Origin of the sequence: Nonomuraea sp. NPDC050328 (assembly GCF_044459405.1) — a bacterium.
Taxonomy (GTDB): Bacteria; Actinomycetota; Actinomycetes; order Streptosporangiales; family Streptosporangiaceae; genus Nonomuraea.
Genome location: NZ_JBITIW010000008.1, coordinates 151,059 through 164,018, shown reverse-complemented (window position 1 = coordinate 164,018; position 12,960 = coordinate 151,059). Strand labels below are relative to the sequence as shown.

8 protein-coding genes are annotated in these 12,960 nt (G+C 72.0%); 4 read left to right on the top strand and 4 right to left on the bottom strand.

Annotation, left to right across the window (positions count from 1 at the left end; genetic code table 11):
- Positions 1-86: 86 nt before the first annotated feature.
- Positions 87-3,935: an ATP-dependent RNA helicase HrpA gene (hrpA, locus tag ACIBG7_RS28330; RefSeq protein ID WP_397338210.1), complete on the top strand. Its 3,849-nt coding sequence runs from the start codon at positions 87-89 to the stop codon at positions 3,933-3,935.
- A 19-nt stretch (positions 3,936-3,954) separates the two neighbouring features.
- A complete protein-coding gene (locus ACIBG7_RS28325; protein WP_397338209.1) occupies positions 3,955-4,608 on the top strand; it encodes an HAD family hydrolase in 654 nt (217 codons plus the stop codon).
- Between the two features lie 82 nt (positions 4,609-4,690).
- On the opposite strand, the gene ACIBG7_RS28320 is transcribed toward ACIBG7_RS28325, so the two are convergent.
- The 4 genes from ACIBG7_RS28320 to ACIBG7_RS28305 form a co-directional block, all read right to left on the bottom strand.
- Positions 4,691-5,011: a DUF5709 domain-containing protein gene (locus ACIBG7_RS28320; RefSeq protein ID WP_357921603.1), complete on the bottom strand. Its 321-nt coding sequence runs from the start codon at positions 5,009-5,011 to the stop codon at positions 4,691-4,693.
- A gap of 35 nt (positions 5,012-5,046) precedes the next feature.
- The gene (locus ACIBG7_RS28315) at positions 5,047-5,592 is read right to left on the bottom strand and encodes a hemerythrin domain-containing protein (protein WP_357921601.1); all 546 of its coding nucleotides are present in this window, start codon (positions 5,590-5,592) and stop codon (positions 5,047-5,049) included.
- Positions 5,593-5,633: 41 nt separating this feature from the next.
- On the bottom strand, positions 5,634-7,169 hold the full coding sequence (locus ACIBG7_RS28310; protein ID WP_397338208.1) for a gamma-glutamyltransferase family protein: 1,536 nt from the start codon (positions 7,167-7,169) through the stop codon (positions 5,634-5,636).
- Between the two features lie 463 nt (positions 7,170-7,632).
- A complete protein-coding gene (locus tag ACIBG7_RS28305; RefSeq protein WP_397338207.1) occupies positions 7,633-8,643 on the bottom strand; it encodes an imidazolonepropionase-like domain-containing protein in 1,011 nt (336 codons plus the stop codon).
- Between the two features lie 121 nt (positions 8,644-8,764).
- On the opposite strand from ACIBG7_RS28305, the gene ACIBG7_RS28300 reads away from it, so the two are divergent.
- Together ACIBG7_RS28300 and ACIBG7_RS28295 are read left to right on the top strand one after the other, a co-directional pair.
- A complete protein-coding gene (locus ACIBG7_RS28300) occupies positions 8,765-10,855 on the top strand; it encodes a M6 family metalloprotease domain-containing protein (protein ID WP_357921593.1) in 2,091 nt (696 codons plus the stop codon).
- A gap of 63 nt (positions 10,856-10,918) precedes the next feature.
- A complete protein-coding gene (locus ACIBG7_RS28295) occupies positions 10,919-12,937 on the top strand; it encodes an ATP-binding protein (RefSeq protein WP_397338206.1) in 2,019 nt (672 codons plus the stop codon).
- Positions 12,938-12,960: the final 23 nt, after the last annotated feature.

Below are 12,960 nucleotides of genomic sequence, written 5' to 3'. Positions count from 1 at the left end.
GGCCGCGATATTGGGATGCGGTCACCCCCGCCGCCGGTGCACCATGAGCGGTTGGTCCTGCCGCCACGAATATCCTTGAAAGCAACATGGGAACATCCGACCTTCACTCACGCCTGTCCGAGCTGATGCCGCGCGACCAGCGGCGGATTTCGCGCAGGTTGGACGGCATCCGCCGGGTTCGCGGCCGCGAGGCGCGAGAGAAGATCACCGCTGAGATCACCGCCGACGTCGAACGGGCCGAGCAGCGCGTCGCCCGCCGCCGCGAGGCCGTCCCGGCGGTCAGCTACCCGGAGAACCTGCCGGTATCGCAGCGCAAGGACGACATCCTCGCGGCGATCCGCGACCACCAGGTCGTGATCATCGCGGGGGAGACCGGCTCCGGCAAGACCACCCAGATCCCCAAGATCTGCCTGGAGCTCGGCCGCGGCGTCCGCGGCCTGATCGGGCACACCCAGCCGCGCCGCATCGCCGCCCGCACGGTCGCCGAGCGCGTGGCCGAGGAGCTCGGCACCGACCTCGGCGAGGTGGTCGGCTACAAGGTCCGCTTCACCGACCAGGGCAGCGACCGCACCCTGGTCAAGCTGATGACCGACGGCATCCTGCTGGCCGAGCTGCAGCACGACCGGATGCTGGAGCAGTACGACACGATCATCGTGGACGAGGCGCACGAACGCAGCCTCAACATCGACTTCATCCTCGGCTACCTCAAGCAGCTCCTGCCCAAGCGCCCCGACCTCAAGGTCATCATCACCTCGGCGACGATCGACCCCGACCGCTTCTCCCGTCACTTCGGCGACGCCCCGATCATCGAGGTCTCCGGCCGGACCTACCCGGTCGAGGTGCGCTACCGGCCGCTCGACGAGGACGACGACCAGGCGCAGGGCATCGTCGAGGCCTGCCGCGAGCTGACCTCGGAGGGTCCCGGCGACATCCTGGTCTTCCTGTCCGGCGAGCGCGAGATCCGCGACACCGCCGACGCGCTGACCAAGGCCGACTTCCGCAACACCGAGATCCTGCCGCTCTACGCCCGGCTGTCGGCGGCCGAGCAGCACAAGGTCTTCCAGCGGCACACCGGCCGGCGCATCGTGCTGGCCACCAACGTCGCCGAGACCTCGCTGACCGTGCCCGGCATCAAGTACGTGGTCGACCCCGGCTTCGCCCGGATCAGCCGCTACAGCCACCGCACCAAGGTGCAGCGCCTGCCCATCGAGGCGATCTCCCAGGCCAGCGCCAACCAGCGCAAGGGCCGCTGCGGCCGCACCAGCGACGGCGTCTGCATCCGGCTGTACGAGGAGGAGGACTTCCTCGCCCGGCCGGAGTTCACCGACCCCGAGATCCTGCGCACCAACCTGGCCAGCGTCATCCTGCAGATGACCTCCATCGGCCTGGGCGACATCGAGGCCTTCCCCTTCGTCGAGCCGCCGGACAAGCGCCAGGTCAAGGACGGCGTCAACCTGCTGCACGAGCTCAACGCCTTCGACGACAAGGGGCAGATCACCCCGATCGGCCGCAAGCTCGCCCAGCTCCCGGTGGACCCGCGGCTGGCCCGCATGGTGCTGGAGGCGGAGAAGAACGGCTGCCTGCGCGAGGTCATGGTCATCGTCTCGGCGCTGTCCATCCAGGACCCGCGCGAGCGCCCGGCCGACAAGCAGCAGCAGGCCGACGAGAAGCACCGCCGCTTCGCCGACCCCGAGTCGGACTTCCTCAGCTACCTCAACCTCTGGACCTACCTGAAGGACAAGCAGAAGGAGCTGTCCTCCAGCGCCTTCCGCCGGATGTGCAAGGCCGAGTTCCTCAACTACCTGCGCGTGCGCGAGTGGCAGGACATCTTCAGCCAGCTCCGCCACTCCCTCGGCGCGCAGCCCAACACCACCGACGCCGAGCCGTACACCATCCACGCCTCGCTGCTGGCCGGGCTGCTGTCGCACCTGGGCGTCAAGGACGTCGTGGACAAGCAGCAGCCCGCCGAGCGCGGGCGCCGGCCGCTGACCGAGTACATCGGCGCGCGCAACGCCCGCTTCGCCATCTGGCCCGGCTCCGCGCTGGCCAAGAAGCAGCCCGCCTGGGTGATGTCGGCCGAGCTCGTCGAGACCTCCCGGCTCTGGGCGCGGGTCAACGCCAAGATCGAGCCCGACTGGGTCGAGCCGCTGGCCCAGCACCTGCTCAAGCGCACCTACTCCGAGCCGCACTGGGAGAAGGACCAGGGCGCGGTGATCGCCCTGGAGAAGGTCACCCTGTACGGCATGCCGCTCGTGGTCGGCCGCAAGGTCAACTACGGCCGCATCGATCCGGAGACCTCCCGCGAGCTGTTCATCCGGCACGCGCTGGTGCAGGGCGAGTGGGACAGCCACCACGCCTTCCTCAAGGAGAACCGCCGCCTCCTGGAGGAGGTCGAGGAGCTGGAGAACCGCGCCCGCCGCCGCGACATCATGGTCGACGACGAGGCGCTGTTCGACTTCTACGACCGCCGGGTCCCGGCCGACGTGGTCTCGGCGCGGCACTTCGACGCCTGGTGGAAGAAGGTCGAGGACAAGACGTCCCTGACCTACACGCCGGAGATGCTGGTCAACGAGAACGCCGACGTCAGCGTCCAGGACTACCCGGACACCTGGCGGCATCTCAACCAGCGGATGAAGCTGACCTACCAGTTCGAGCCGGGCGCCGACGCCGACGGCGTCACCGTGCACGTGCCGCTGCAGATGCTCAACCAGTTCGACTCCGACGGCTTCGACTGGCAGATCCCGGGCCTGCGCGAGGAGCTGGTCACCGCGCTCATCCGCTCGCTGCCCAAGCACCTGCGGCGCAACTTCGTGCCCGCGCCCAACTACGCCAAGCAGGTGCTGGCCGCCGCCAAGCCCGGCCAGGAGCCGCTGCTGGAGGCGCTGGAGCGCGAGCTGCGCCGGCTGACCGGCGTCCAGGTGCCGCGCGACGCCTGGCAGCTCGACCAGATCCCCGACCACCTGCGCGTCACCTACCGGGTCGTGGACGAGCGCAAGCGCAAGCTCGCCGAGGACAAGGACCTCGACACGCTCAAGAAGCGCCTCGCGCCCAAGCTGCGCCAGCGCCTGTCGGCCGCCGCCGACGACCTGGAGCGCACCGGCCTGACCGCCTGGACCTTCGGCACCCTGCCCAAGGTCTTCGAGCAGGGCCGGATGAAGGGCTTCCCCGCCCTGGTGGACGCGGGCGACTCGGTGTCGATCAAGATCTTCGACACCGAGGCCGAGCAGCGCCGCGCCATGTGGACCGGCACCCGGCGGCTGCTCCTGCTCAACGTGGTCAACCCGGCCCGCCAGCTCCTCGGCACCCTGTCCAACCAGGCCAAGCTCGCCCTGTCGCGCTCACCGCACGGCGGCGCGGTGGCGTTGTTCGACGACATCGTCAACGCCGCGGTCGACACCCTCGTGCACGACCTCGGCGGCCCCGCCTGGGACCCGGTCGGCTTCGACCGGCTCTACCAGCACGTGCGCGCCGAGCTCTACGACACCGCGCGCGAGGTGCTGGCCAAGGTCGAGCAGATCCTGTCGGTCTGGCACACCGTCGGCGGCCTGCTCGACGGCGCCCGCGCCACCGAGGCCGCGGCCGACGTGCGCCACCAGCTCTCCACGCTCATCTACCCCGGCTTCGTCACCGCCACCGGCGCCCGGCGGCTGCCGGACGTCTCCCGCTACATCCGCGCGATCGAACGCCGCCTGGTCAAGCTGCCCGACGAGCCCCGGCGCGACCTGGAGTGGATGGACCGGGTGCACAAGGTCGAGGACGACTACCAGGACCTGCTCGACTCGCTGCCGCCCGCCCGCCGCGGCGACCCCGACGTGCGGGAGATCCGCTGGATGATCGAGGAACTGCGGGTCAGCTTCTTCGCCCAGACCCTCGGCACCCCAACGCCCATCTCCGAGAAGCGCATCGCCAAGGCGATGGAGAAGCTCAAGCCCTGAGGATCCGAGGACGGCCAGAATGATCAAAGCTGTGGTGTTCGACGTCGGCGAGACCCTGATCGACGAGACGCGCATCTGGTCCCGCTGGGCCGACCGGCTCGGCGTCACCAGGCTCACCTTCCAGGGCGTGCTCGGCGGCATGGCGGCCCTGGGGCGCTCGCACCGCGACGCCTTCGAGGTGGTGCGGCCGGGGCTCGACGTCGAGGCCGAGATCGAGGCGTGGAAGGCCGACGACCCGGAGGGGCTGCGCAACAACTTCGACGCCGACGACCTCTACCCGGACGTGCGGGAGGGCCTGGCCGCCCTGCGCGCGGCCGGCTTCCAGGTGATCATCGCCGGCAACCAGCCGGTGGAGGCGTTCGAGGCGCTGCGGCTCATGGAGCTGCCGGTGGACTCGGTGCACACCTCCGACGGCTGGGGCGTGGCCAAGCCGGCGCCGGAGTTCTTCGCCAAGGTGGCGGCGGTCGCGGGGGTGACGCCCGGCGAGATCCTCTACGTGGGCGACCGGCTCGACAACGACGTACGGCCCGCGCGCGCGGCCGGGATGCGCACGGCGCTCCTGCGGCGCGGGCCGTGGGGCTTCCTGCACGCCGAGCGGCCGGAGGCGGCCGAGGCCGACCTGGTCCTGGACGGACTGGCCGGCCTCCCGGGCCTGGCTCGCGAGCTCGGCTGACGGGGCGCGCTCGGCTGAGAGCTCGCGCTCGGTCGAGGGCTCGCGCTCAGTGGAGGGCTCGCGCTCGGTCGAGGCCCCGCCCTCAGCGTTCCTTCTCGATGTGGATGGCCCGTTCCTCGGCGGACAGGTCATCCCCGGCCTCGGCCCCCCAGTCCTCGCCCACCAGCTCCGGCTCCACGTCGGGCCCGAGCCCCTCGTCGGGGTCGGTGAGCCGGTGCCCCTCGCGCGGCACCCTGGAGGGTCCGTCGGGCAGCTCCTGGTCGAGCCGCTCGGCGAGCGAGTCACGCTGCCCGTCGTCCACCTGCTCGATCGTGTGGTCGCGGCCGAGGTCGGTGTTCCACTCGGCGTACTCCAGCTCCTGATCGTCGTCGGTGTCGAACGGGTCGTCCGGATTCTTGGTCATACGCGCTCCGTACCCAGAGATCGGCTGGTCTCCCGCTACTTGGACTCGCCGAGAGCCTTGGCCAACTCTTCCTTGGTCATCTGCGAGCGGCCGGGCAGGTCCTGCTCCTTGGCCTGCTCGTAGAGCTCCTCCTTGGTCGGCGCCGCCGCGTGCCCGCGCAGCGCGAGCAGTTCCTCCTCCTCGCGCTCCTTGAACGCCTTGCCGAGCCGCTCCAGACCTTCCTTGCTCATGCTCTTGGCCAGCGCGGGGAGGATCTCGCTCTCCTCCTCCTCGACGTGGTGCGTCACGGCCTCGATCAGCTCGGCCAGCCGTCCGTCGAACTCGGGGCTCGCCGGGTCGGTCTTCTTGAGCGTGTCGAGCAGGACCTCGGCCTCCTTGTGCTCCTCCACGCCGTGGTGGGCCTTCTTGTCGGAGACCGAGTCGTAGACCCGGTCCTCCTCGGCGCGGGCGTGCGCGGTCAACAGCGCGGCCAGTTCGGCCACGTCGGCCGCGCGGTCGCCCTTGTTGGTCTTGAGCCGCTCGAAGAGCGCCTCGACTTTGCGGTGGTCACTGGTGATCAGGGTGATGACGTCGGTTGCCATGGGGGCAGCGCTACCCACGAGGTCCGCCTCCAAGCGTGGGCCTACCGTCCCAGAGCCGCTCCCACCAGCGAACGAGGGTCGGCCGCACCCGCCTGGGCGCCGCTCCCCAGCACGTCGATGAGATGCGCGTGCCCGAAGGAGGACCCGTACGGCAGAGCCGAGACGGGATGGCCGAGCGAGCTCAGCCCGTCCGCCCACGGCGCGCCCGCCTCCAGTTCGACCACGGTCGACTCGGGGGAGTTCCAGGTGTCGAAGCCGGTCGTCGAGCCCAGCCGCCAGCGCGGCGCGGCCACGGCCGTGCCCGGGTCCTGGCCGTACTTCAGCAGCCTGGTGATGATCTGCAGCAGGATCTGCGGCTGCGCGTCGCCGCCCATGGTGCCCACGACCGAGCGCATCGAGCCGTCCGGCCGGGTGATCAGCGCCGGGGTGAGCGTGTGCGGCGGGCGGCGGCCCGGCGCGTACTCGGCCGCGTGGCCGGGCAGCAGGGAGAAGCCGATGCCGCGGTTGTGCAGGTTGATCCCGGTGCGCGGCTCCCACAGGTGGCTGCCGAAGCCGGAGGCGTTGGACTGGATGAGCGAGACGCCCATGCCGTCGCCGTCCACCGCGCACAGGTAGGTGGTGTCGCCCGCCGCGGTCAGGCCGGGCAGCGCGCCGCGGGCGGCCGGGTCGACCAGGGCGCGGCGGCGGGCGATCTCGGCCTCGGTGACCAGGTTCGTGGCGTGCTCGTGCAGCAGCGCGGGCCGGTCGTACCCGGCGACGCGGGAGGCCTCGGCCAGCAGGTGGGCGAAGAGCGTGTCGTCCGGCGAGCCGGGCAGTTCCAGGCCGTCGACCACGCCGAGCGCGAGCAGCAGCAGGTAGCCCTGGGAGTTGGGCGGCATCGACCAGACGTCGTGCCCGAAGGCCCGCACCGACCACGGCTCCACCCAGTCGGCCAGCGGCTTGCCCAGGTCCTCCGGGGCGTACTCGCCGGCGCCGAGCTCCAGCAGGCCCTCGCCGAACTCGCCGCCGTAGAAGCCGTCGCGGCCCTCGCGGGCGATCGCCTCCAGGGTGCGGGCCACGCCGGGCCGCCGGACCAGGTCGCCGGCCGCCTTCATCTGGGCGAAGTCGCCGCCGACGAGCTGGCCGGAGGGGGCCAGCAGGGGCGAGGCGGGAAAGCCCTCGGCGGCCAGCCGTACGGCGGGCTCGATCAGGTCGGCGAAGGGCACGCGGCCGTAGCGGGCGTGCAGGGCCAGCCAGCCGTCCACGCATCCGGGCACCGGGACCGAGCGGATGTCGCGCAGGTGCGGCATCCGCTCGTGGCCCTCGGCGCGCAGCCGTTCGGGGTCGGCGCCGGAGCCGGCGCGGCCGGAGGCGTTGAGCGCGGTGACCGTGCCGCCTGGAGCGCCCGGGTGGACGAGGGCGAACAGGTCGCCGCCCATCCCGCACATGTGCGGCGCGGTGACGGAGAGCACGGCGTTGGTGGCGATGGCGGCGTCGGCGGCGCTGCCACCGAGGTCCAGCGCGCGCACGCCCGCCGCGGAGGCGAGGTGGTCCACGCTGCAAACCATGCCGTAGCGGGCATACCGGGTGTTGAGCACGAAGCTGAGCCTAGGGGCAGACTGCTCTTACCCCAAGCGTGTGGCTCCCGTGGTGTGGGTAGGGGGCCGGACGGATGGGGGAGATGTGGATATGACGTATATGGGAGACGTGACGGTTAGACCACGACCTGAGCAGGTGCGCGAGACGCTGCGTGCCTTCCCGTCCGAGGGACTGATCACCGCGCGGCAGTTCGCCGGTGCCCTCGGCTCGGAGCTGGGCGGAGCCGTGGTGCGGGCGCTGGCTCTGCTGGCCTGCCGGCCGCATGACAGCGTGCGCGCCGCCCGCGAGATCGCGGCCGGCGGAGAGACCCCGTTCGTCCGGCAATGCCTGCTGGAGGGGCTGAGCCTGCCCGGCGCACCGGCCTTCTACGACGACGAGCTGCTCGAACTCGGCGAGGTGGCGCTGGCGGAGCTGTTGCGCCGGCGCGGCTGGGAACTGCTCGACCAGCACCTGGGCGACCCGCTACCGGCGCGGATCCGCCCCGCCCGCTTCCGCTTCGCGGTGCATCCCGTCGGGCCCGCGCACGTCCCGGGGTCCGCGGCGCCGCTTCCCCGGTACCAGGTCCCCAGGCAACGTTCCGGCTCCGGCCAGTCCGCCGCGCACGGTGCCCAGACAGGGCGCTTGGTCGAGCAGCGCGGAGTACGGGTGGCGGCCGCGGGCGTCGAAGACGGCCAGATCCGCCCGGCTGCCGGGGCCGAGTGAGCCGACGCGGCCCGGCCCGTGGCCGAGCCCGAGCGCCCGCGCCGGCACCAGGGTGAGCGCCTCGACCAGGCGCCCGGTCTGGGTCGGCCGGGCCCGGCGCAGCGTGCCGGCCAGCGGCAGGGACAGGGCGACGGGCTCGCCGTCGTCGAACAACGGGAGCGGGTCGCCGCCGCCGTGGAAGGCGGGCACCACGCGGCGCAGCCGCAGGAGCTTGCGCTCGCCCGGCCCGAGTCGCCCGGAGCAGGCCACGTGGCAGTGCGGGCCGAGGATGCCGGCGTCGTCGAGCGTCTCCAGCGGGTGGCGCTCCAGGTCGGCCAGCAGCCGCAGGCCGAAGGTGCGGGCCAGGATCGCCAGGTCCTCCTGCACGGCCGGGTCGGGGGAGTGGGCGGCCACGCCGACCGGCTGCTCGGCCTCGCGGATCGCGGTGATCAGGGCGTCGCGCTCGTGCTCCTCCCACGCCTGCTCGGACGGGCACCGTACGTCCAGGTAACGCAGGTCCGGCCCGGAGAGGCCGGCCCGGGTGGTGACCCCGGTGACCGGGGCCGTCGCGAAGGCGTCGACCAGGCCCGGCACGATCAGGCCCCGCCAGTGGATCTCCTCGGCGACCTCGTAGCGGCTCAGCAGCTCCCGGCGCGGGCCGACCCGCAGCACCCGGTCGCCGCGCACCGCCACCGCGCCGCCGCGCACGGGCTCCGACTCCATCGGCGCGACCAGGGGGGCGGAGTGCAGCACGACGGGTAAGCGCGTGCTCAGGGCCTGTCCGGTCGGCATTCGATCTCCCGTGCTTCTTCCCTTCTGGGCATTAAACCGGGGAAGACCGGTGACAGGCGAGAAAGAACGGGCGGATTTCGCCCGTTGATCTCCGACAATCCGCTCTATAGCGTCAGAAGTCGTGACAAGGCCGAAGAAGCCGCTGACGGCGCTCCTGGCGGGATTGGTCGCGATCCCGTTATGCCTGACAGCCACCCCCGCTTCCGCAGATCCGGACCCGGAGCATCCGTGGCGCCAGAACCACTGGCCCCAGACCCAGCCCTGGCAGCAGGACGGCGACACCGCCAAACGCGGGCGTCCCACTGCCGACCTCGAGCCCATCGACCCGCAGAACTGGGAGAACCCCGACCACATGACGTGGGCGGACTACAAGAAGATCCCGGGCACGAACTGGGCCGACCCCGCCGTGAAGGGCTCGGTGCGCACCTTCAAGGGCGCGCTCGTCCTTCTCGACTACCCCAACCAGCCGTTCGTCGTGACCCAGCCCAAGGGCTCGACGATCTTCCGCAACCCGAGCGCCGAAGCGCACGACGTCCCGCGTGAGCAGGTGGCGAAGTTCTACCAGGACTTCCTCAACACCCCCAGCGCGCTCAACCGCGGGCACACCATCCACGAGTACTGGATGGAGGACTCCGGCGGGCGCATCGGCGTCGAGCTGACCGGGTTCGGCCCCTACCAGATGTCCGGCAAGGACCACGAGTACGCCATGGAGATGCAGGGCGGCACCGGCTGCCCGGCCGGCGACACCTGCACCAAGAACCTCCGCACCGAGGGCAACGCGCTGTGGGTCGGCGCGATCGGCGCCGAGGAGGCGGCCAAGTACGACTTCATCTTCTACCTCAGCGCCGGCCAGGACGAGTCGTCCACCTGGCAGGAGTTCGGGATGATGAAGTTCCCGACCCAGGACGACGTCCCGGACGAGTGGGGACCGCCCGACCCGGCGCTGCCGAACTGGGTCCGCACCCGGTACGTGCCCTGGACCTCCTGGCAGGCCGGCTCCACCTTCTGGCCCAACGCCCAGATCGGCGTCGACTCCGTCCAGGCCGAGTCCTCCGGCATGGGCGTCTACGCGCACGAGCTCAGCCACATCCTCGGCGTGCTCGACAACTACAACAATCCCTACGCCAACCCGGTGCGGCGGGCCTACACCGGCATCTGGGAGATGCTCAGCCGCGGCAGCTTCAACGGGCCCGGCGGCCCGCACAGCCGGTGGCTCATCCCGCCCACCGGCGGCGGCTCCATGGGCGCCCAGCACATGCTCCGCAACAAGATCAAGCTCGGCCTGGTGGACGAGAAGCACGTGTTGCGGCTCTCCCGTGAGGCCCTGGACGAGTCCGGCCTGGTCACCGCCCGGGTGACGGCGCGAGCCGTACAGCCGGGGGAGAACGGGCTGGCCGGCATCAACGTCGCCTTCGACGGCCTCGACAAGTCGCCGTCCTGCCGCTGGCAGGAGGACCCGATGTGCGACGGCGGCGGCTACGAGAACTACACCGTCGAGGTCGTCGACCGGATGGGCACCGACTCCTTCACCCCCGACGCCGGCGTGCTCCTGGCCAAGACCAAGAACCGCGACTCCGCGCCGTTCGAGTGGGTGATCGACGCCAACCCGCAGGACATCCAGATGACCGACTACGTCCTGCCGGACGGCACCGCCGTGCCGATCACCATCGGCGACTACCGGCAGCTCTCCGACGCGCTCTTCCACGCCGGCACCGACTCGGGCAGCGAGTACGAGTACGTGGACGAGGCCAACCGCCTGCACTTCTACATCACCGACGTGCACCGCGACCGCCAGGGCGTGCTCAGCTACACCGTCGCCGTCCGCTCCCTGGACGGCGCGGGGCCGCACCGGCGCGGCCTGCGGCTGCTCCCGGCCGCCGGCATCCCCGCCGGCAAGGGCGTCTCGCGCTGCACCTTCCCGCTGTTCAACACCGGCCGGAGCGCCGCCACCCAGGCGGCCCACCCCGAGGACGTGACCGCCTACCTGGGCGGCGACGTCTACCGGCTCTCGGCCAAGGTCGACGGGCGCGGCTGGACGGTCCAGCTCCCCAACGCCCTGGCCGCCGTGGACAACCGGGCCCACGAACTGGTCACCGTCAACGCCGTCCGCGCCGACGGCGGCAGCCGGCTGGCCAAGGTCACGCTGACCGCCACCTCGGAGAGCGACCCGACCAAGACGATGACCGCGACCTGTACCGCAATAGGTCTGTAACCAGTACAAGATGGGGTACGGCTGGCGCCAGCCGTACCCCATTTCCACCCCCTAGCATGAGGTGTGACCATCCCCGGCAGGCACCCCGGCACGCTCCCTGCCGAACCGACGAGCTTCGTCGGCAGGCATCGGGAGAGCCTCCAGCTCGTCCGCCTGCTGCGCGAGTCGCGGCTGGTCACGCTGACCGGCGTCGGCGGCGTGGGCAAGACCCGGCTGGCCTTACGCGTCGCCCGGCTCATGCACGCGCGCTTCCCCGACGGGGCCTGGCTGGTCGAGCTGTCCGCGCTCACCGACCCGCACCTGATCGCGCACACCGTCGTCGCCGCGCTCAGGGTCAGCGAGCCGCGCGTCCGCGACCAGCGCGAGCTCCTGGCCGAGCACCTGCGCGAGCGCACCCTCCTGCTCGTCCTCGACACCTGCGAGCACCTCGCCCAGGCGTGCGCCGACCTGATCGCCGAGCTGCTGCGGGCCGCTCCCGGCCTGTCGGTCCTGGCCACCAGCCGCGTCCCGCTCGGCGTGCCCGGCGAGCGCCGCTACCCGGTCGACCCGCTGCCCGCCGCCGACGCCCTGGCCCTGCTGGACGCCCGCGCACCCGGCCACGGCGACTCCGCCGACGCCGCCCTGCTGGTGACCCGCCTCGAAGGCATCCCGCTGGCCATCGAACTGGCCGCGGTACGGCTGCGCACCCTGTCGCCCACCGAGATCGTCGAGCGCCTCGACGACCGCTTCCACGTGCTGCTCGGCGGCGCCGGCGAGCCCGCCAGGCACCAGACCCTGCTCACCGCGATCGGCTGGAGCCACGAGCTGTGCGAGCCGCTCGAACGGCTGCTGTGGGCCCGGCTGTCGGTCTTCGCCGGCGAGTTCGACGTGGAGGCCGCCCAGACCGTCTGCGGCGACGCCAGCCTGCCCGCCGCGGGCATCGCCGGGCTGCTCAACAGCCTGGCCGACAAGTCGATCCTGACCCGGCTGCCCGAAGGCCGCTTCGGCATGCTCGACACCCTGCGCGACTACGGCGCCGAGTGGTCGCGCCGGCTGGGCGAGGACGGGCTGATGCGGCTCAACCACCGCGACTTCTACCTCGGCCTGGCCCGGCAGTTCGACGACGAGTGGTTCGGGCCCAACCAGCTCGCCTGGTGCCGGCGCATGCGCCGCGACCTGCCCAACCTGCGCAGCGCCATCGACCTGTGCCTGACCCAGACCGCCGAGCAGGACCTCGGCCTCGACCTGGTGGCCCGGCTCGGCTACCTCTGGCAGGCCTGCGGCTACGCCGCCGAGGGCCGCCACCACCTGGCCCGCGCCCTGAGCGCCGCCGGCCACGGCGGGCCCGCGCCCTCGCTGCACCGCGCGCTGTGGGCCGGCGCCTGGCTGGCCAACTTCCAGGGCGACCTCGACGAGGCCGACGACCTGGCCACCGAGTGCCTCACCCGCGCGCTGGCCTCCGGCGACCGCGCCGCGGCCGGCTGGTCCACCGCCTGCTGCGCGATCACCGCCATCTACCTCGGCCGCATCCAAGAGGCCTTCGCCCTCTACGAGCGGGCCGAGGCCCTGCACACCGACGGCGGCGACCGCGGCGCGGGCCTGGCCTACGCGCTGATCGGCCAGGCCTACCTCCACCACGAGCTGGGCCGGCCCGAGGAGGCCCTGGCCGTCCTGGCCCGGCAGCGGCGGATCAGCGCCGAGCACGGCGAGATCTGGCTCGACTCCTACGGCGACTGGATCCGCGCCCTCATCGAACTCGACCGGGGCAACCCGGCCGGGGCCGACGAGTGCGCGCGAGGCACCCTGTGGGTCAAGCACCACCTGTTCGACACCCTCGGGATGACCTTCACCCTCGGCACCCTCGCCGGCTGCGCCGCCCAGCTCGGCCAGGCCGAACGGGCGGCCCGGCTGCTGGGCATCGTGGCGCTCGCCGAGCACACCTACGGCCTGCGCACCTCGGTGGCGCAGCTCGAAGTCATGCGCAAGCGGACCGAACGCGAAGTCCGCGCGGTCATGGGCGGCAGCGCCTTCGCCACCGCCTACATGGACGGCTTCGCGCTCTCCATCGAGCAGGCCGTCCGCTACGCCGTGGAGGCCAAGTAACGCGGGCGTTCTCCGGGCCCTCT

Coding starts and splice junctions, on each gene's coding strand:
- hrpA (WP_397338210.1), top strand. CDS start 87: ATGGGAACATCCGACCTTCACTCACGCCTGTCCGAGCTGATGCCGCGC.
- ACIBG7_RS28325 (WP_397338209.1), top strand. CDS start 3,955: ATGATCAAAGCTGTGGTGTTCGACGTCGGCGAGACCCTGATCGACGAG.
- ACIBG7_RS28320 (WP_357921603.1), bottom strand. CDS start 5,011: ATGACCAAGAATCCGGACGACCCGTTCGACACCGACGACGATCAGGAG.
- ACIBG7_RS28315 (WP_357921601.1), bottom strand. CDS start 5,592: ATGGCAACCGACGTCATCACCCTGATCACCAGTGACCACCGCAAAGTC.
- ACIBG7_RS28305 (WP_397338207.1), bottom strand. CDS start 8,643: ATGCCGACCGGACAGGCCCTGAGCACGCGCTTACCCGTCGTGCTGCAC.